Genomic DNA, 19,474 nt, shown 5'->3' on the forward strand with positions numbered 1-19,474 from the left:
CAATGTCCACACGTGATAACCTGCCCAAGGCAGATGGAAATGAAGAAAATAAAATAGAAACGCTAGAAACAAATTCTGAAAATTCTATTCAACCAGATCAAGAATCTAATTCAGCAGATATAACCTCTGATCAGGAAGATATTACCCCATCTGAAACAGAAAATACAGTTTCAGAAACAAATGAAGGAGCTGAGCAAAAAAACACTTCAGAAGAATCCACTCCAATAGCATCCGAGGAAAACGAGGGTGAAACACCTCAAGAACAAGAAACTTCTAGCAAAGATTCAGAAGATGATGGTGTGCAAAATCAGATGGACGAAGCTGTAGCCGAACATAGTGAAGATGAGAGTACTCAAGAAAAGCATGATATTGAAAAAAAGGACTATCATGCAATGACCAAAGAAGAACTAATTAAAGAACTTCGTTATCTGGTCAAGAATGAAAAGGTACAGGCGATTAAAGAGCATGTTGAAGAAATAAGAAGTGAGTTTAATGAAAAATTTAATGAAGAAGTAGAACAAAAAAAGGAAGAGTTTTTGGCCGATGGAGGTGATATTATAGACTTCTATTACTCTACTCCTGTAAAAAAAGAATTCAATTCGGTTTATTTTGATTATAAAGAAAAACGTAACGCATACTATCAAAATCTTAAAAAGGATTTACAAGAAAACCTAAAAAGGAGATTAGATCTCATCGATGAGTTAAAGGGGTTATTAAATGTTGATGAAAATATAAACTCAACATATAATCATTTCAAAAGTATACAAGAAAGATGGCGTAATGCCGGTCCAATCCCAAGGGATAAATATAATACTGTATGGAATACATATCACCACCACACCGAGAATTTTTATGATTTCCTTCACTTAAACAGAGAATTTAGAGACCTAGATTTTAAACATAATCTAGAGCAAAAACTTAAGATTATTGAGCGGGCTACAGAACTTGCTCAGGAAACCGATGTTAACAGAGCCTTCAGAGAGTTGCAATTGCTACATAAAATGTGGAAAGAAGATTTGGGTCCGGTTGGTAAAGAATATAGAGAACCTATTTGGGAAAAATTTAGTGCACTCACTAAACAGATTCATGAAAATCGTCAAAAGTATTTCAAAGAACTCGATAAGGTTTATGAGGTAAATCTTGAGAAGAAAAGAGAAATTATTCAAAAGATTATTGAAGTAGGATCAGATCATCCAAATAATCACAGCGGATGGCAGCAAAAAATAAAAGAAATTGAAACCCTGCGCGAAGAATTCTTTAAAGCAGGTAAAGTTCCTTCTAATGTAAATGAACAAACCTGGAGTGAATTTAAAACTGCTGTTAGGGATTTTAATCGCAATAAAAATGCTTTCTATAAAGGATTGAAAAAAGAGCAATTTGAGAACCTGAATAAAAAGATGGAGCTAATCAAAATTGCTGAAGATAATAAGGATAGTGATGATTTTTCGGTGACTACGCCTTTAATGAAAAAAATCCAGGCAGATTGGAAAAAAATCGGTCACGTACCTCGTAAGGACAGTGATCGTATCTGGAAAAGATTTAAAGATGCCTGTAACTCTTATTTTGATCGTTTACATGCTGAAAGAAATGAAGCCAATAAAGAAGAATTAGTTTCTCTTGAGAAGAAACAGGCACATATAGAAGCGCTTAAAGATTTAGAATTATCGGGCGATCCCGAAGCTGATTTACAAACAATTAAAGAAAATATTTCTGTATGGAAGACTTTGGGTAGAGTTCCTTATAAAAAGAAAAACATAGAGTCTGAATACAATAAAATTCTTGATGAACTCTTTAAGCAACTTAATTTAAGTCGTAAAGAGACCGAACTCATCAAATACGAAAATAAACTAAGTACCTTATCTAATCAAACCGATGACAGAGCTCTTAAAAATGAGCAAAATTTCATTCGCAAGAAAATTGATGAAGTAAATGGTGAAATTCGTCAATTAGAAAATAATCTTCAGTTTTTCAAAAATGCCAAAGATGATAACCCTTTGGTAAAAGAGGTTCAAAAGAATATTCAAAAACATCGTGAAACATTAGAAGTTTGGAAAGCCAAGCTTGTTAAAATCAAACAACTTTAGAATATGCAATGTTCTCTTTGCGGTTCAGAAACTTATCTATTTTCTGAAGTAAAGGGAAGAAAATTCTTTAAATGTACAGAGTGTAGTGGCATTCTATTACATTCATCTCATTTTCTATCACCAGAACAGGAAAAAGAACGCTATTTACTACATCAAAATGACGTTAATGATTCTGGATATCAAAACTTTGTTTCTCCAATTGTTAAAGCTATTTTTAATCGATACGATTCTAGTCACATTGGCCTTGATTTTGGTTCAGGTAGTGGCCCTGTTATCACCTCTTTATTAACGAATAAGGAATATAACATTCGCACTTATGACCCTTACTTTGCTCCTAATAATAAAGCTTTAAACAGTCGATACGACTATGTTATTTGTTGTGAAGTTATGGAGCATTTTTACATCCCTTCAAAAGAATTTGAACTTCTATTCTCTCTCTTAAAACCCAATGGAACTTTATATTGCAAAACAAATCTGTATTATAACACCATTGATTTTGATTCCTGGTGGTATAAAAATGATCCTACACATGTATTCTTTTATTCTCCAGATTCCCTGCACTGGATTAAAAATAGGCTTGGTTTTGAATCTCTAACAATAGAAAAGGATTTAATTACTTTTCGCAAATAAAGCAGTAGTATTTTTAAACTCAATTTTAATAAAAAATAATATTTACAAAAATAAAAACCATAGAATTAATATAATTCTATGGTTTTTTGATCAGGATAATATTTCGATAACCTACTCCCAAAATGTACTACTCTGATCTTTAACCTTAATAGAACGGGAGAGACAATCGGCAGATATAAATAATCCAATTCTATTTATAGAGGTCTCTCTTCAAAAAGTATGATTTACCTATTGATTGGCATCGCCAAAACTGGTTTCGCTTCCATTTCCAAGAGGAGATCCAAACGCAGCCTCCTGGTCAGGCACATCCCAATAATCAAGATAGTTATAATCGAAAGTAGCATTTGTATTAAGGTTACCCAAATCATCTAAAACTACTAAACCTGTTCTTCCTCCTCCTTGACTAACAGGTTCTGTAACCCCCCATCTTCTAGCATCATAAAACCCTACTCCTCTTAATAGCAATCCTATCCTTCTTTCTCTTCGTAATTCCTCTAATGCCTGATCTTCTGTTAATCCAGTACCTGATATAGGGCTTAGGTTGGCATTTTGATGTTCTCTAACATTATCAATTATACTTAAACCTGTTTCTATTTGTCCTTTATAGATATTGGCTTCTGCTTTCATTAACTCATTTTCATCATAAGTCCCAGCATAATAAATATTAATTCTATTATTTTCTAAAGAAGCATATTCAGCATCTCTAAATCCCCATCTAGTTCCATATTGTATTCCTCTACCTCTATCATTAACAAAAGAATTTTCCAGTTCAAATACATTATCTAAAAAGCGTTGATCTCCGGGTTTAAAATCCTGAACCAAACGTTCACTAAGAAAGTGCCATCCAACAAGAAGTCTAAGAGGAACGTTTGTATTAACATTGAAATTAACCCCATCTTGTTTTACTACAAAAATAAAGTCCCCAGGTAACAATCCATTATCAGTAAGGGATTGTATTTCATCCCAATCGGTCATTGTCATCTCATCTATTTTTTTATTCACCAGAATGTTTCTAGCTTTCAAGGTATTAATATTACGAATCCACATTTCTTTTGTTAGAATAGCTGAAGGAGCATTTCCCCGAAAAGAAGATGCTGCAAACGCATCTGGGATTACAGATGACATAAAACCAGAAATATTTCCATCTATTTGATTAATTTGCTCTATTGCTGCGTCAAAATTAAGCGTTGCTTCTTCTATCATTCTTTCGCGTGGAACATAATCTGTATTAGTAACATCTGGGGTTGAAACAATTAAACCAGAAGTATACATAGAACCAATTCTTGAATACGCATACCCTTTCCAAAAGTATGCCCATGCTTTTAATGCTTTCTTTTTCAAATCTGGATTCGTTGATATTTCTACATCATCAACTAAGTTCAAAATGTGATTCGCCAGATTGTTACTTTTGTACATGGTCATCCATTCATGAGCAAATGCATTCCCATCTATTTGGGTTCTTACATTTCGAACTCTTAATGCTTCGGGTTGGGGTCCTTCTTGAGGAGGTGTTACCACCGTTCCATCATCCAATGTAATAGAAGTAGGCTGATTGGCCCAACGAAATGAAAAATTACCTGCAGATATATAAATGGCATCGGCCATGCTTTCATGAAATGCTTGAACACGCCAAGTAAAATCATAATCAATAAAAGGATCGTCATCTCCATCTACTCCATTAAGATAAACTCCTGTTGCCAAAGCGGTAAGTCCTGCTTCTGTATTTAATGCCTCAAAAGTGGGGTTGTTTGAATTTATAACCTCTAGTTGATCTTTATTACAACCAATGATAAAGAAGGTTATTATTATAAGTAAAATAAACTGTTTCATCTGTATGTACATTTGTATTTTATAATTCTTAAACTTATCTTGAAGTTAAATCTCATCACTTCAGTAAAGTTGATTTTTTTGTTATAACTAATTCTCCTAGAAACCTACATTAATCCCAAAAGAAAATGATCTGAAATTGGGAAAAGCAAACTGATCTAATCCTCGCTCTACAGGATTATTAAAATTGGAAGCTGCCTCTGGATCTAATCCTTTATAATCTGTCCAGGTGAGTAAATTATCACCCGTAACTGTTAATCTAAAACTAGAAACTTCTTTTATAAGGTGGCCAAAATCATAAGACAATCTAACATTTCGCAGTCTCAAAAAGGAGCCATCTTCTACAAACTCAGAATTTGGAGAATTTGTGGCATATAGATTCGCATAATACGCAGCCCAGGCACCGGTTTCTCCATTAATAGTAACAGGTACTGAAACATCCTCATGCAATAAATTTCTATATAGCCACTGTCTGGTTTGATTATAAATATCATTACCCTGTATCCAATCTAACTGAAAAGAAAAGTCGAGGTGTTCCATAATGTTAAATTCTTGGATAAATGATAGTGTGAAATCTGGAGTAGGATCTCCTATTAATTCTTGTTCATCTGTAAGAACTACCTGTTTAGAATCTCTATTTACTACATATCCATTAGGACCAATTTCGAAGTTGGTTAAGTCAGCATCCTGTATATATCGAGTTCCATCACTTCTTGTTTGTGTTAAACTAGATAATGGAGAAAAACCAAAGAATGCACCTACTGGAGCACCTTCTCTAAGAATATGATTATTACCTAATGGAATATCTAAGCCATTAGAAATATTAGTTATATCACTTTGAAAGGTTCCAAAATTGAAAGTTGAATTCCATTTAAAATCTCTTTTATTAACAACAGATACATTAAGTCCCGCTTGAAAACCTTCTGTTTCAATAGTAATAGCATTGGTTAATATACTTGCTGCCCCTTGAGAAGGAGGCACATCTAACTCTCTTATTATATCTTCTGAATCTCTAGTGTAATACGTAGCATTCAATTCAATTCTATTAAACCAATCCTTTTTACCTGGAGTAAACACAAGGTCACTACCAAATTCTAGTTCTTTGGAAACCTGTACGTTAAGATCTGGGTTTTGAAGAATACTTGGGATTGATAACGCCCTGGTATTCACAATCTGTCCTGAAAGAAGAATTGGAATTCTATCAAAAGGACCCGGTTGTATACCTGCTTCACCATATGCAGCACGTAGCTTAAATTGATTTAAGACATCACTCTCTAAAAATTCATCAACTCTTAAATAAATATCTCCTCTCGGAAAAACAAAAGCATCAGATCCTTGTCCAAATGCAGAAGACCAATCGACCCTTACACCCCCAGAAACACCAAAGTAGTTTCCAAAATCAAACTTTTGGTTAATTAGATATCCAAAAGTTCTAAAGGAACTTTCAAAAGCTGTAGAAACCTGTTGCCCAGTCTGATTCATGTTAATATCATCAGTAAAAGTAGGTAAATCTGTTCCTAAAACGGTCAGTCGATCAAAATCTTCTCTACGCCAGTCATAAGATATTTGTGTAGATGATGATATCGGAAAACTCCAACCAAAATCCTCTTCTGTATTAAACCTGACAAATGCAGATAATAAAGAGTTCTGTGTTGTACCAGTTTCTGGTCTTTCGGTTAATGACCCTGTAGAAGGTTGTATTACGTTTGTTAAGAAAAGAGATTGATTTACGATTAATTCTCTAAACTTATTCTCATAATGATCAATACCATATTTATAGTCGAGTTCTAAAAATTTAAAAGGTTTATAGTTAATATTTATATTTTGAATAATTCTAGACAGATCCGAATTGAAACGCCTATTTTCAAAACTGTAAAAAGGGTTTACTTCATTGCCTCCCGTAGGGTTACCCACAAAGTTACCTATAGCATCTCTAGCGGTATTATCTATATATTGAGGTACGTTTAACGCATTAGACAAAGCACTTCCAACATTATCGGCTCCAGTAATTCCCCCTGTTGTATTATCGCTACCTATAATAGTAGTATTTGAAGAAAAGGTTAACTTGTCTGTAATATTCATATTAACATTTGTCTTGAAATTGGTTCTCTTCAATCTCCCAAAAATTACCGATTCCTGGTTTAGGTGAGAAGCCGATGAAAAAAAGCGAACTTTTTCGCTTCCACCCGATACCGATACACCTGTTTCTAATGTAGCAGCAGTATCAAATACTTGATCCAACTGATCAAAGGTTTCTTCTGCAAATGGTTTATTGACCTGTACATCTGGAGTTATACTTCCAAGAGGAGTTGGCCAAACTCCAGTAGTAGGATTCGGAGTTAATCTTGTTCCGTCTCGGCCTGCTAAAAATCCATCACTTGTGGTTTCAAAATAATGGAAATTCGTTTTCCCAAAATTACCTTCTAGTGCATTACTAAAACCAACCCTGGAACGAAAGTTTACTTTGATGGCTCCTGCTTCTCCTTTTTTAGTAAAAATTTGAATAACTCCATTTGCTCCTTGTGCTCCGTATATGGTTCCTGCTGCAGCACCCTGTATAACCTCTATCCTTTCTACATCATTTAGATCTAGGTCGGCCAGCCTACTAGATTGATTAGTGCTGGATCCATTGTCAAGATTATCGGTGTTAATTTGAACACCATCAACCATTATCATAGGTTGTGAACTTGATAAAGAATTAATACCTCTTAAAAGGATATTTTGTTGTTGTCCTGGTTGACCAGATGTGGATTGAATACGTGCTCCCGGAACTTTTCCAATAAGTGCTTGCGAGATATCGGCAGCAGGAGCGGGTGTTAAATCATTGGCAGAGACCGTTTCAACAGCTATGGCTACTTTTCGTTTTGCAGTAGCAATACCTACTCCAGTAACTACTACTTCTTCCAATGTTTGAGTATCTTCTACTAATTGGATATCAATGTTAGTAGCTTCTGTTACTGTAATTAATCTGGTTTCAAATCCAATGTAACTGAAAGATATGGTTTCTCCTCTACTGGCCTCAATAGTATAATATCCGTCAAAATCTGTTTGTGTTCCTTTGTTAGTGTCTTTGATAGAGATATTGACCCCGGGTAATGGTATCCCCTCATTATCTGTTACTGTTCCAGAAATAGTTCTTTGTTGAGCAAATACCAAATTTGAAATAAAAAAGATAAATATCAACAATTGATGATGTTGTACTCTCATAGATTATGATTTTCAAAAGTTTTAAAAAATATGATTTGTATAATCACAAAAGGAAGGCAAGTATGTTCTGAAGTGGCTAACTCTAAACACCTTTAATAACATGAAGAAGATCTAAAGTGAATAACAAACTGCTTACCTACCTTTTTATGATTACACCATAAAGAAATGTATTATTAACCTACACGTAGTCAATCACTATCAAGATTTACTTTTACCGAAGAATATTAACTTTTTCCCGAAGAACAGGTACTCTAATGGCATATAACTATGCTACAAATAGCTTTATATATTCGGATGGGGTCATTTTATTATACTTCCTGAAAGACTTATAAAAAGTAACTTTATTATTAAAACCAACTTCATAGATGACATCGATAATATTTGCTTGTTTGTGCCCATCATATAATCTTAATATCTTTTTGGCTTCCTTAATTCGATATGAGTTTATAAGGTCAAAAAAATTAAGGTTGAAATGTTCGTTAATAACCTGAGAAGTATTATGCCTTGTTGTACCCAATAGCTCTGAAAGTTTTTGTAGTGTAATATCATTTTGTTTATATACTTTTTCGCTATCAAGTAAAAAAAGTAACCTTTCCTTTAGCTCCAATGATAGGCTTTCTGTTAAACCAGAATTTTTATATCTACTTAGTTTAACCTTCGGTTTTTGATGAGAAATATCAGGTTTTTCATTTTCTTCCATATCACTATGACCAAAAATACTAGGTTGAACAAGTGCTGTATAACTAACATATAGCACAAGCAAAACCATTGAAGCCACTTGTATATTGAATAAAAAACCTTTATCAATAGATTGTATAACCAGAATGGTAAAAATTGTATAAGTAATAACATATAAAGAACAAAAAGCAAAAATATTTCTTTGCCAGTATTGCTCGATTTTTGTGATCGTTTCCCTTTTATTCTTCATAGATTTAATATATATTCTATAAATCAGAATGCCATAAAAGTATAACGAAACTAGCTTAATAAGTGAAATAGGAATAGAGTATGGTACATTATCATTAAGAACCATAATTCTTAGTTTTTCTTCTTCAGATAACACATACATTGGTGATAATAAAACTATGAGCAATAATGTAGGCACAGCATGCAATATATCGCTCTTCTTAAAAGTATAATCAATCTTTATCCTTTTAAAATAAAAGTAAATCAATGGCCCATACAAAAATGAAAATGTAGTAGAAAAATATAATGTATGAGGTAAATAATAATGATAATTTGTAAGAAGCAAATATAAATGAAGTATGAAGAAAGAATGTAACATGACAAATGCGCTCATTAGTAAATTACCAATTCTATCAGAACGCTTCCTGAAATTTAGTACTACTGCAACAAAAATTCCCATAAAACCAATACATAAGCAAAATGTAGTCCAAAGATTTGTTTTTGCTTTATATCTATCTGCTATTTCTGTATAAAGCTTAACATTACTGATATCTTTAAAATAACTATGATCAATAAAAGACACGTCCAAACTGACCTGAATATATTTTTCTATGTAAACACTTGCAATTTCTGCATCGCCAATCTTAATATAACAATAGGCCAATTGTTTTAATATATTATCACTAGAATCTTCTTTAATTAAGGAAAGAATTTTTTCATATTTTTCAATTGCTTGCTCATGTTTTCCTCGACAATAATAGTCATCAGCTATACAAACAAGACTATCTATATTCTTATTTTGATAGTTGTTAATTTGACCTACCAAACTATAGACATTTAGGGAGATTAACAATAAAAAAAGAATATTCAATTTGTTTAATACAGTAGTATTTATTAGAGTTAGCGGCACAGTGTAAAACAATAATTCCAACTGCTAAGTTATATATGTTTTATCTTAAAAAATACCGAAAAAGTTTGTTCCGATCAAGTCTTACTGATTTATTAAGAAATAAAAAAAAGAATAAATAAAAATAGAGATAGCGAAACTATAGGTATAATTAAAAATTAGTATTTCCAAGGTTGTCAAATCCTAACCAAGAAGCTGTATTTGTAAATTACAACTTTAACAAAAACATTGCTTTTCATTAACAAAATACGCGCCTAATTACTTCAAAAATAACTTTGAAAATATTAAATCAATACTAGTTTTATTTGAAAACCAATTTGTATAGAATCTAAAATTAATATCCCTACCAAGCTATATTGATAATTAAACAATTCAGAAGCCATTGAGTCCTAATAACACTATTTACTAGTAAAAACAAACAATAGTCATTGAATTTATAAACACGAAAACGTTTTCGATCTTATTAACTAGAAAAGTCCTGTAAGAATTTACCTAAATTACTATATCATCAAAAAAAGTGCTAAAAAATTGATTAGTATCTAATTTGACAGCGTATTTATTTCACACAAACACAAGAAACACTAATGAAAAAATTATTACTCGGTCTATTTGCCATGGTCAACCTTGGCTCAGCCTTACTTTTTCCAACTTTAGGAAATAGTCAAACAGATTTTAGAGAAGAAACTATTTATTTTTTAATGACAACACGTTTCTTCGATGGAGATCCAAATAATAATGCACCTACAGAATGGTCTTCTTACAATCCAGATCCCAATATTAATCCTACAATCACAGATCCAAATGATGTTACTTGGAGAGGAGATTTTAAAGGGCTAATTCAAAAATTAGATTATATTAAGGATTTAGGGTTTACTGCCATTTGGATTACACCTATTGTTCATAATCGAAGTCCATTGGATTATCATGGGTATCATGCTTGGGATTTTACCAAAGTAGACCCAAGACTTGAGTCTCCGGGTGCAACTTTTCAAGATCTTATTAATGAAGTGCATACACGAGGTATGAAAATTGTACTTGACGTGGTTACTAACCATGCTGGTAGATTTGGAATAAAAGACGTAGCAGAAATAAAGTACAACACCGATCCAATGGCTTCATGGTACGCCGCAGACAACCCAAATTGGGAATATGACGGTTTAACTCCTAATCCAGAAGATGGTTTATTATGGAGTCGGGCAAATCTGGCAAAAATGCCTCCGCCTTATAACCAAAACTTGGCAGCCTTTAATTTTCCGAGTAAAGAAAATTATGTAGATACGTCGGATCCAGATTGGTATCATCACTCGGGAAATGGGTTTGCACAAGGTTTTGATGATATCGAAAATCTTCAGAATCGAGCTTTGGCAGGAGATACGCCAGATTTAAACACCGGAAGTCAAGTCGTAAGAGATTATTTGGTTAATGCCTACGCTACTTTTATTAATATGGGAGTAGATGCTTTTAGATGGGACACTGTGAAACATATGAGTAGAGAGGATATCATCTATTTCTACGATGCTTTCAAGGCTATCAACCCAGATTTATTCATTTTTGGAGAAGTTGCTCAGAAACGTCATGAACTACACCCAGTAGACGAGATTAACCCTCATTACTATACCTGGAGAGGTGCTGTTAACAACTCAGAACCATTAGATATGGCCGTTTTAGACTTTTTTGGTGAAGCTACTTTTCATGGTACTTTTGAAGAGGGGCAATCTTTTCCTACAGTAAAAGCAGCTGCACGCTATGATCACTTATATAGTGATCCTTCTACACTTGTCACATGGTTAGACAATCACGATTTTGGCCCAAATAATGACTGGAACCGACGGTATGGTGGTTCAGACGAAAATCTTGCTGCTTGTATGAACTTCATGTTTACCTGGAGAGGAATCCCAACGGTGTATTATGGTACCGAAATGAGATTTAAAGCTGGCGAATTTGCAGATATTCACGATGCATCTGGTATTGAAAGATCTATCAATGAAACAGGAAGAGCATATTATGGAGATGTTATTGATCAAGCTTCCAGCCATAAAATATATCGGCATATAAAGAAACTAAATGCTATCCGTAAAGCTGTTCCTGCCTTACAAAAGGGTGCTTGGAGTTGGAAAAACGCACCAGGAAATGCTGTTGCCTATCGAAGAACATATCAAAATAGTGAAGTTGCTGTTGGCTTAGCTAAAGATGGTGGTGCTGCCTTTTCAATTTCAGGGATGACGAATGGAGTTTATAGAGACGCTGTAACAGGACGAGAAGCCTTTGTAACTAATGGAACTTTAAACTTTGATGTAACCTCGGGTTCTGCAGGGATTTATGTGCTCAATGGTCCTGGGTTGCTAGGTGGATGTGGCGGTGGATTTTTTGAAAACTGCGTTAATGGCCCTACCAATCCTGTGGTGATAATTAATCCCAACATCAACCAATCCGAAAATCCAATACCAGTTTCTCTTGAAGGCATAGGAGGTGCAGGTGCCCCCTACGAAATCTTTTACACAACAAATGGCAGCGATCCTGACCAAAATTCAACAAGATATACCAGTTCATTCACCATAACAGAATCTACAATTATTAAAGCAATTGTATTCGACAGAGACAATGTAGCATCTGAAATTGTAACAAAAAATTATACTATAGGTCCAATCGATGGGCTACGAATTTATTTTAAAAAGCCTTCAGATTGGTCGCAGGTAAATGTTCATTATTGGGATGAATCTCCAGATGTGCTCCCTTCAAGTAATTGGCCTGGCCCTCAAATGACAAGAATTGATAACACAGATTGGTACCAATACATTTTTGAAGGAGTAGAAAGCACTAATTTACTGTTTAGTGATAACGGAAGTAATAAAACACCAGACCTCTCTCGAAATCGAAACGGTTGGTACGACAATGGAATATGGTATGACACCCAGCCAGGAAATACTAACAACACCCCTCCTCTTCTATCTATGTCTCCAGAAGGAGGTACATTTACTCAAGGCGAAAGTATTATAGTAAGTCTAACTGCAAGTGACGATAAACCTAATGGAGTTACTATTTATTATACCTTGAACGGAGATGAGCCTTCGTCTAACTCTAATGTATACGTTAATGAGTTAACGCTAAGCCAAGATACCACACTCAAGGCCATTGCTTATGACGAAGAAGGGTTAACCTCGGAGATAGTAAGCAATACTTTTACTTTTCAAGATACTTCAGATGAAGGGATGACCATATATTATAAAGGTCCTCTAAACAATCCAAGCCTTTATTTTTGGAATACCAGTCCAACTTCATTAAATACCAATTGGCCAGGTGAATTAATGCAAAATGCTGGAAATGGTTGGTACAAATACAAACTTACTAATGTTTCTTGTGCAAACTTAATTTTCAGCAATAACGGTAATAATCAAACTTCAGATCTAAATCGATGTGGAGATGGTTGGTATTACAACGGTGTTTGGTACGATTCCAACCCTGAAGAAACCCAACAATTGACTGTATACTTTAAGTCGGACTCTTTTTCTTCTCCGGAAGTATACTTTTGGAACGTTACTCCATCAGGGACTACTACTATATGGCCGGGAGAAACCATGATTGCCGATACTAATGGATGGTATCACTACACATTTGAGAACACCAATTGTGTTAACCTTATTTTTAATGATAATGGAGCTTCCCAAACCCCAGATTTAAATCGATGTGCAAATGGCTGGTATTATAATGGTGTTTGGTATAACAATCAACCAAATACAACTAGAAATTCGGCTCATAATTTGGATACTAAGATTGTCATCCACCCTAATCCAATAACCCAAAACTCTATAATAACTTGGCATACTCATAAAAAAGAAAGTAGTGTTATAATAGAGCTATCAAATTTGTATGGAAGCTCTGAAATCGTTTTCAATAGTACCACAAAAAAAGGACAGCATTCTTACAACCTTAATAAAAATAACATGTTAACGACTCCCGGTATTTATTTTTGTAAAGTGACTATTGATGGCCATTCAAAAATTAAAAAGATAGTAAAGCGTGAATAAAACCCTTAAGCCTATATAAATAATTTCAAAAAAATACTTAAAAAAACTGCCCCGCAAAGGGCAGTTTTTTTAAACAATCAATCTCTATGATACTAATTAGGAACTAGTTCTATTGTATATGTTATACCTGGCAATGCACAACATGACCCAGCAGTATATGCCAATTCTAAAGTTATGACACCAGTATCTGGATCTAAATTTGTTCCATCTCCTTGTTCAAAGTCTACCTGACCTGGAAAAGTTACCGATGGTGTAGCCACCGTTATTTCACCACACACATCAGTAAATTGAAGTCCCACAGGTGTACCAGCACCAAAAATACCGGCTGTACCATCGCTCAAAACATAAGTTCCTGCAGATGGTTGGGTAATAGTGACCGATTGCGGGCTTATAAAATTGCCGGCAATAGGCAAACTAGATGCTATTACAGTCGATGTATAATTACCTTCGAGCATGGTAGGGCAAGAAACTGGGTATGTGATAACTGATGCAAATAGAACAGTAGTCTGTATGTTACTTCCTGTATTACTTGTTCCGTCATCGTTAACGATATTAAGTACTGTACCATCTGGTCTAGTAAATCGTGCTGTAATGGTTAATACATCACCCAGTTTAATATCTGAACCGCTTGTTAGCTCTGTAAAAGCTCCTATAATGTCATCGGTAGTCAAAGTAAAATCCTGAGGAAGTGTCACGTCACTAAACAAAGTAGTACTATAAACAGGTCCAGCTGCTGTCGCATAAATGCCTACAATATCTGTAGATGCTGGTGTACCTTGAGCGATTTCTGCACTAAATTCAAGTGTTACAAGCTCGTTATTGTTTACTTTCACAAGATCAATGATGGTTTCTCCTGTAGCTGATTTTTGCATGTTAGGGACGACTCCATCTTCTAGAGGTATAAAAGCATCTCCCCCATCGTTTTCGCAAGAGACTGAGAACATTAATGTCGCAGTCAATAATATTATATATAGTTTTTTCATAATTTTAAAAATTAATTATCCCAGAATATTTTATAGGTTGTTGGATCTTTTTGGCTAGGGGGTGCGTTTTGATTAAGGTTTAATTCTCGCTGAGGCCAGAAGAAAGAAACTTGAAAATCATTATTCAACACCGTTAAATTATCAATAAGAGGAAAACCGTCTCCATTATCAAGTTGATACTCGGGAGATGGGCCATTAGGATCTGCCAGCACGGGATACCCTGTTCTTCTATAATCATTATACTGATCCATAGGATCACCGAACGTAGCCACCCATTTTTGAGTCATTATAATCTCAAGTTTTTTTTCATCACTTGCAGCATTAAACTCATTCATAACGTTATCCAAAAAGGTTGTTACAGCTGTAGAACCGGCTAATACAGGAACTGTTTGTGATGTTCCGGTTCCGGCTACTACTTGATCCACTTTTGCAAAACTTGCAGTCATTGCTTCTCTTAATTTTGCACCTGCATCTCCTGGCATAAGACCTTCATGCATTAACTCTGCCTGTATATATAGAAACTCATCATAGGTAAGAATTCGTTTTGGTGCTACGCCTGTACCACTATTAATAGTCCTTGCAAATCCGGCACCGTCATCATATCGCCCTCCACAAGGGAAAATACCCGGAAACGTAGCATCATTTTGTACAGCTCCATCCCTATCGGGTCCAATACTTCCGAAACGAATACTAAAGAACCCTGTTGCGGCGTCCCAATAGTCAGCATTTGGATCCCCGGTAACAGAATCTCCCTGATCCCTAGGAAATTGACCAGGCAACAATTGATTAACGAAATAATATGGAAGTCTGGGATCAGGATTGTTTGTATGAATATTAGGGTTTACGCCTATTAAGATTTCATAAAACCAGGGGCTGGCATATTTTGTAACTTGCGCACCTCCATAAGCATCCAAAAACAATCTATTTCGCTCGTCTGCTGGAGCTTGAGCGGCCGTGTGATTAAATTGGAAGTCATCTGCTATTGAAGACATAAAATTATCTTCTGCTAATAATGCATTCAACGCTGCTACATCAAATAAATCGGATAACCTAATTTGGTTAAACAACTTCAACTTTAGTGTATTTGCAAATTTTATCCATTGTGCATTTGACCCTCCATAGAATAAATCATCAGTAGAAGGAGCAATTCCCTGACCACTTTGAATTTTACTTTTTCCTTCATCAATAAGTTCTAAGACACTAGCATAAATTTCTCGCTGGTCATCGAACGAAGGACTCACATTACCTTGCTCTAGCAACGTTGCTTCAGTAAACGGAACGTCTCCCCATAAATCTACTGCAACAGACATTAAATATGCTTTGAGAATCTCGGCAATACCTACATATATCTCATCTCCACTTTCTCCGGCTTGAGACAGTAATGTTTCAATATCGGTAAGTCCTATATACACATTATTCCAGTCATTATTCATCAAAACATTATCTGCTTTGGCACCATATTGATCTTGTTCTTCCCTTGCAGTAAATTGGTGTGTATAGACTTGCAAAATGTCAGCGCTAAAGAATTGAAAATCTGCTACCTGACCTATATTTACTTGTATACCTGTTAATAATTGATTTATTGGTGCTACTGTAGGGTTATCGGTATCTGTATCTACATCCAAATAATCACTACAACTCAAAATTGACATAAACAAAGAGAGTATTACAAGAAATTTGGATGTATTCAATGTATTTCTAGTTATATTTTTCATACTTATTTTTTTAAAAAGATAAATTAAGTTTAAAGCCATATCGCTTTGATGTTGGAGCAGCAGAGACCTCAATACCTTGTACCCTAGAAGATCCAAAACTTGTAACTTCGGGATCGAAATTGGTGTATTTTGGAACATTTGGTGCGAAGTACCATAAGTTGTTTCCTAATACGCTTAGACTTATTTTCCCGAAAGGAGTATTATTCAAGAATTTGGAAGGAAAATCATATGTAAGACTAACTTCTCTTAATCTATATACTGTACCGTCATACACAAATCCCTCGTCTACTGTATTTATACCGAAAGTATTTCCTCCGGCAGGCGAAAAATACAATTCATTTGTATCGATCTGTGTTGTATTTGGAATTTGATTTCCATTAGCATCAAGAATTGGATTTCCCTGATTATCTCCATAAAAACCAGGAATTATAAATGTACGCTCTCTATCCTCTGTATCTCTTGTTACACCTCTACCTAGTAAAGCATTAATACTGGTTGATCGTATATCGCCTCCTTCTTTCCAGTCTATTTGTGTTCGCAGGGTTAGGTTTTTATAAGAAATTGTATTGATGAACCCCATTCTAAAATCTGGGTTTGGATCTCCTACTATACCATTTTCTAAATCTTGTACTATTCCTCCGCCGGATTGGTTTATTAAATAGTTTCCATTATCATCTCTGGCAAACCTGGATCCAAAAAACACTCCAAAAGGTTCTCCTACAATTGCATGAGCAATTTGATTAGGAACAAGCTGAATTCTTTCTAACCCATCAACCAATTCGGTAACTTCATTAACATTTCTAGTAAATGTTGTAAAAAGCTCCCACTTAAAGTTATCGGTTCTTATAGGGACCAAAGTCAATCCAATTTCAACTCCGGTATTTTCAATTTCACCTATATTGGTGTTAAATGTTGTGAAACCACTAGTAGAAGGCACACTAACCGGAGAAATAAGATCACTAGTCGTTTTCTTGTACCAACTGAAATCTACAATCGCTCTACGATTAAAAAACTCTAGATCTGCTCCTAATTCTATTTCATCTGTAAACTCTGGTGTGATTTCCTGATCTCCTAAAGCAGCACTATTATTAATTACCGGAATCCCATTAAATGGATTTCCTGAAATAAATGTTCTATTCAAAAACTCTGCAGGAGCATCATTACCTACCGATGCAAAACCTGCTCTAAGTTTTCCGAAATTCAAAATCTCACTATCAATCCCTAAAGCCTCAGTAAATACTAAAGACACACTAGCAGAAGGATAAAAATAGGACTGGTTATCTTTTGGTAGTGTAGAACTCCAATCGTTTCTTCCGGTGGCATTTAAAAAAAGATAATCTCTAAAAGACAAACTCAGGTCTGCAAATACTCCAACATTTCGGGATCGAGCAAAATTATCTAATACAGCGATCCCATCTATTGTTTTGGTAATATTGATCGTATTGGCAATCGTAAATATACCTGGTGATTTAAATACAGTACCTTGTAACGCACTGCGATCACTTGTATTTTGAAGTATATTGTTTCCTAATATTGCGGTTAATGTAAAATCCTTACTTAATTCATAATTAAAGTTAAATAATAATGTCGATTCTAAATCTTCGTTAAGAAAATCATCTGTAGTTATCGATCCGAGACCATTATTGGCTCTCGAACCAATATTCCGAATTTGTTTCCTGCTTAAGTTATATCTGTTAAGTCCTATTCTAAAGGAGGTAGAAATATTATCATTAAAATCAAATCCTAAGTTAATATTAGCAACAGTTCTATTGGTATCTGTTAGAATTTGATCGTTTTTCCAGGACCATAGAGGATGATCCCAACCATTATTTGGTGTCACCGAAGCACCTGTAACTGGATTTTCAAAAGGCAAAGACGTATCCCATGCCCTTCCTAACCAGAGAGTTCTTGCAAATGATGAGGCCGACCCTGCAAATTGATTTTCACCAAAAAAACCTCCTACTTGTCCAGTATCGGCATAACTTAAATTGGCACCAACTCTTAAACCATTGGGAAGCTCAAAATTACCTCCGGCTGCTACTGTAGTTCTATCATAAGTATTAAATGGGATATACCCTTCTTGTGCCAGGTCGGAAACCGTTACATTGAAGTTTCCGTTTTCACCTGCGTAAGAGAGATTAACCGAATTGTCGAAAACCGTTCCTGTTTTGAAAAGGTTCTTTACATTATCTGGTTGTGCTTCATAAGGTACCGTAGGTCCAATTTCTGGAAAAGCCGCAAGGATATTTGGCCACGTTGGTATAGTTTCTAAAGAATCAAATCTTGGCCCCCACGAACCATTTGCATTCAGGTAACTAAAATTAACACCATTACCATAGGTATTTTGATATTCGGGTAAATTTGCAATATTCTCAAAATAAGTTCCTGAAGATAATGATACAGATAATTTGTTATTTGTGGCACCCGCAGTAGAACCGGTTTTTGTAGTAATTACAATTACTCCTCCTGTTGCTCTTGATCCATATAATGCTGCCGCTGCGGTACTTTTCAACACATTAATCGAAGCTATATTATTTGGATCCAAAGATGAAAGACCCGATTCGTAACCTCCACCACCGGTCGTTTGACTTGATGTCGTTACTTGAGTATTATCATATGCTATACCATCAACAATAATAAGCGGTTGGCTCGCCCCTCCCAAGGTGGTAGCTCCCCGAATATTAATTTGATTTGAAGCCCCTGCAACCCCGGTTGAAAAATTCACGTTTACTCCAGGAACCTTACCCGTTAAAGAACGTATAAGATCAGGTTCTGAGTTTTCTAAAACCTCATCTGGTTGAATTGTGCTAACTGCATAACCCAATTTTTTTGCATTTCTCTTAATTCCGAAAGCAGTTACTACTACCTCTTCTAATTGTGCTGCATCCTGCTGAAAAGTTATATTTATTTGATTTGAATCTGCAACTACTACTTCTTGGGTTGCAAAACCTACATAACTAAAAACCAAAACCGATCCACGATTGGCTTCAATAGAATAGTTTCCATCAAAATCTGTTTGCGTACCATTGGTTGTACTTTTAACAATGATATTAACCCCTGGCAACGGTATTCCTGTGTCATCGGTAACCGTTCCAGAAATATTTTGTTGCTGTGCAAATGTTATGCTACAAAGCATAGAAAACACGAACATCAGCAATTTGTAAAAATGTTCTTTCATAGATAAAAAATT

Annotated in this window: 9 protein-coding genes; 3 read left to right on the forward strand and 6 right to left on the reverse strand. The window is 34.9% G+C overall.

Going from position 1 to position 19,474, the window contains the following annotated elements; genetic code table 11:
• Positions 1 to 2 precede the first annotated feature (2 nt).
• Both U6A24_RS03010 and U6A24_RS03015 read left to right on the forward strand, forming a co-directional pair.
• Complete coding sequence (locus tag U6A24_RS03010; RefSeq protein WP_324178461.1) at positions 3 to 2,084, forward strand: DUF349 domain-containing protein; 2,082 nt, start codon at positions 3 to 5, stop codon at positions 2,082 to 2,084.
• Between the two features lie 3 nt (positions 2,085 to 2,087).
• Positions 2,088 to 2,714 carry a class I SAM-dependent methyltransferase gene (locus U6A24_RS03015; protein ID WP_324178462.1) on the forward strand — a complete coding sequence of 209 codons (627 nt, stop codon included), beginning with the start codon at positions 2,088 to 2,090 and terminating at the stop codon, positions 2,712 to 2,714.
• 228 nt (positions 2,715 to 2,942) lie between these two features.
• Here the strand turns inward: U6A24_RS03015 and U6A24_RS03020 are convergent, their stop codons facing one another.
• The 3 genes from U6A24_RS03020 to U6A24_RS03030 all read right to left on the reverse strand — a co-directional run bounded on the left by U6A24_RS03020 (position 2,943) and on the right by U6A24_RS03030 (position 9,525).
• On the reverse strand, positions 2,943 to 4,544 hold the full coding sequence (locus U6A24_RS03020; RefSeq protein ID WP_324178463.1) for a RagB/SusD family nutrient uptake outer membrane protein: 1,602 nt from the start codon (positions 4,542 to 4,544) through the stop codon (positions 2,943 to 2,945).
• A gap of 96 nt (positions 4,545 to 4,640) precedes the next feature.
• Positions 4,641 to 7,748: a SusC/RagA family TonB-linked outer membrane protein gene (locus U6A24_RS03025; protein ID WP_324178464.1), complete on the reverse strand. Its 3,108-nt coding sequence runs from the start codon at positions 7,746 to 7,748 to the stop codon at positions 4,641 to 4,643.
• Positions 7,749 to 8,013: 265 nt separating this feature from the next.
• On the reverse strand, positions 8,014 to 9,525 hold the full coding sequence (locus tag U6A24_RS03030) for an AraC family transcriptional regulator (RefSeq protein WP_324178465.1): 1,512 nt from the start codon (positions 9,523 to 9,525) through the stop codon (positions 8,014 to 8,016).
• A gap of 620 nt (positions 9,526 to 10,145) precedes the next feature.
• Here U6A24_RS03030 and U6A24_RS03035 point away from each other — a divergent pair.
• Positions 10,146 to 13,586: a starch-binding protein gene (locus tag U6A24_RS03035; RefSeq protein ID WP_324178466.1), complete on the forward strand. Its 3,441-nt coding sequence runs from the start codon at positions 10,146 to 10,148 to the stop codon at positions 13,584 to 13,586.
• A 92-nt stretch (positions 13,587 to 13,678) separates the two neighbouring features.
• Here U6A24_RS03035 and U6A24_RS03040 read toward each other — a convergent pair whose 3' ends face one another.
• Genes U6A24_RS03040 through U6A24_RS03050 form a run of 3 tightly spaced genes read right to left on the reverse strand, consistent with a single transcriptional unit; the run spans position 13,679 to position 19,462 of the window.
• On the reverse strand, positions 13,679 to 14,569 hold the full coding sequence (locus U6A24_RS03040) for a hypothetical protein (RefSeq protein ID WP_324178467.1): 891 nt from the start codon (positions 14,567 to 14,569) through the stop codon (positions 13,679 to 13,681).
• Positions 14,570 to 14,580: 11 nt separating this feature from the next.
• Positions 14,581 to 16,284 carry a SusD/RagB family nutrient-binding outer membrane lipoprotein gene (locus U6A24_RS03045; RefSeq protein WP_324178468.1) on the reverse strand — a complete coding sequence of 568 codons (1,704 nt, stop codon included), beginning with the start codon at positions 16,282 to 16,284 and terminating at the stop codon, positions 14,581 to 14,583.
• Positions 16,285 to 16,294: 10 nt separating this feature from the next.
• Positions 16,295 to 19,462, reverse strand: a complete 3,168-nt coding sequence (locus U6A24_RS03050; protein WP_324178469.1) for a SusC/RagA family TonB-linked outer membrane protein — start codon at positions 19,460 to 19,462, stop codon at positions 16,295 to 16,297.
• Positions 19,463 to 19,474 lie beyond the last annotated feature (12 nt).

The organism is Aquimarina gracilis (genome assembly GCF_035285365.1).
Taxonomy (GTDB): domain Bacteria; phylum Bacteroidota; class Bacteroidia; order Flavobacteriales; family Flavobacteriaceae; genus Aquimarina; species Aquimarina gracilis.

Coding starts and splice junctions, on each gene's coding strand:
- U6A24_RS03010 (WP_324178461.1), top strand. CDS start 3: ATGTCCACACGTGATAACCTGCCCAAGGCAGATGGAAATGAAGAAAAT.
- U6A24_RS03050 (WP_324178469.1), bottom strand. CDS start 19,462: ATGAAAGAACATTTTTACAAATTGCTGATGTTCGTGTTTTCTATGCTT.
- U6A24_RS03045 (WP_324178468.1), bottom strand. CDS start 16,284: ATGAAAAATATAACTAGAAATACATTGAATACATCCAAATTTCTTGTA.
- U6A24_RS03035 (WP_324178466.1), top strand. CDS start 10,146: ATGAAAAAATTATTACTCGGTCTATTTGCCATGGTCAACCTTGGCTCA.
- U6A24_RS03040 (WP_324178467.1), bottom strand. CDS start 14,569: ATGAAAAAACTATATATAATATTATTGACTGCGACATTAATGTTCTCA.
- U6A24_RS03020 (WP_324178463.1), bottom strand. CDS start 4,544: ATGAAACAGTTTATTTTACTTATAATAATAACCTTCTTTATCATTGGT.
- U6A24_RS03025 (WP_324178464.1), bottom strand. CDS start 7,748: ATGAGAGTACAACATCATCAATTGTTGATATTTATCTTTTTTATTTCA.
- U6A24_RS03015 (WP_324178462.1), top strand. CDS start 2,088: ATGCAATGTTCTCTTTGCGGTTCAGAAACTTATCTATTTTCTGAAGTA.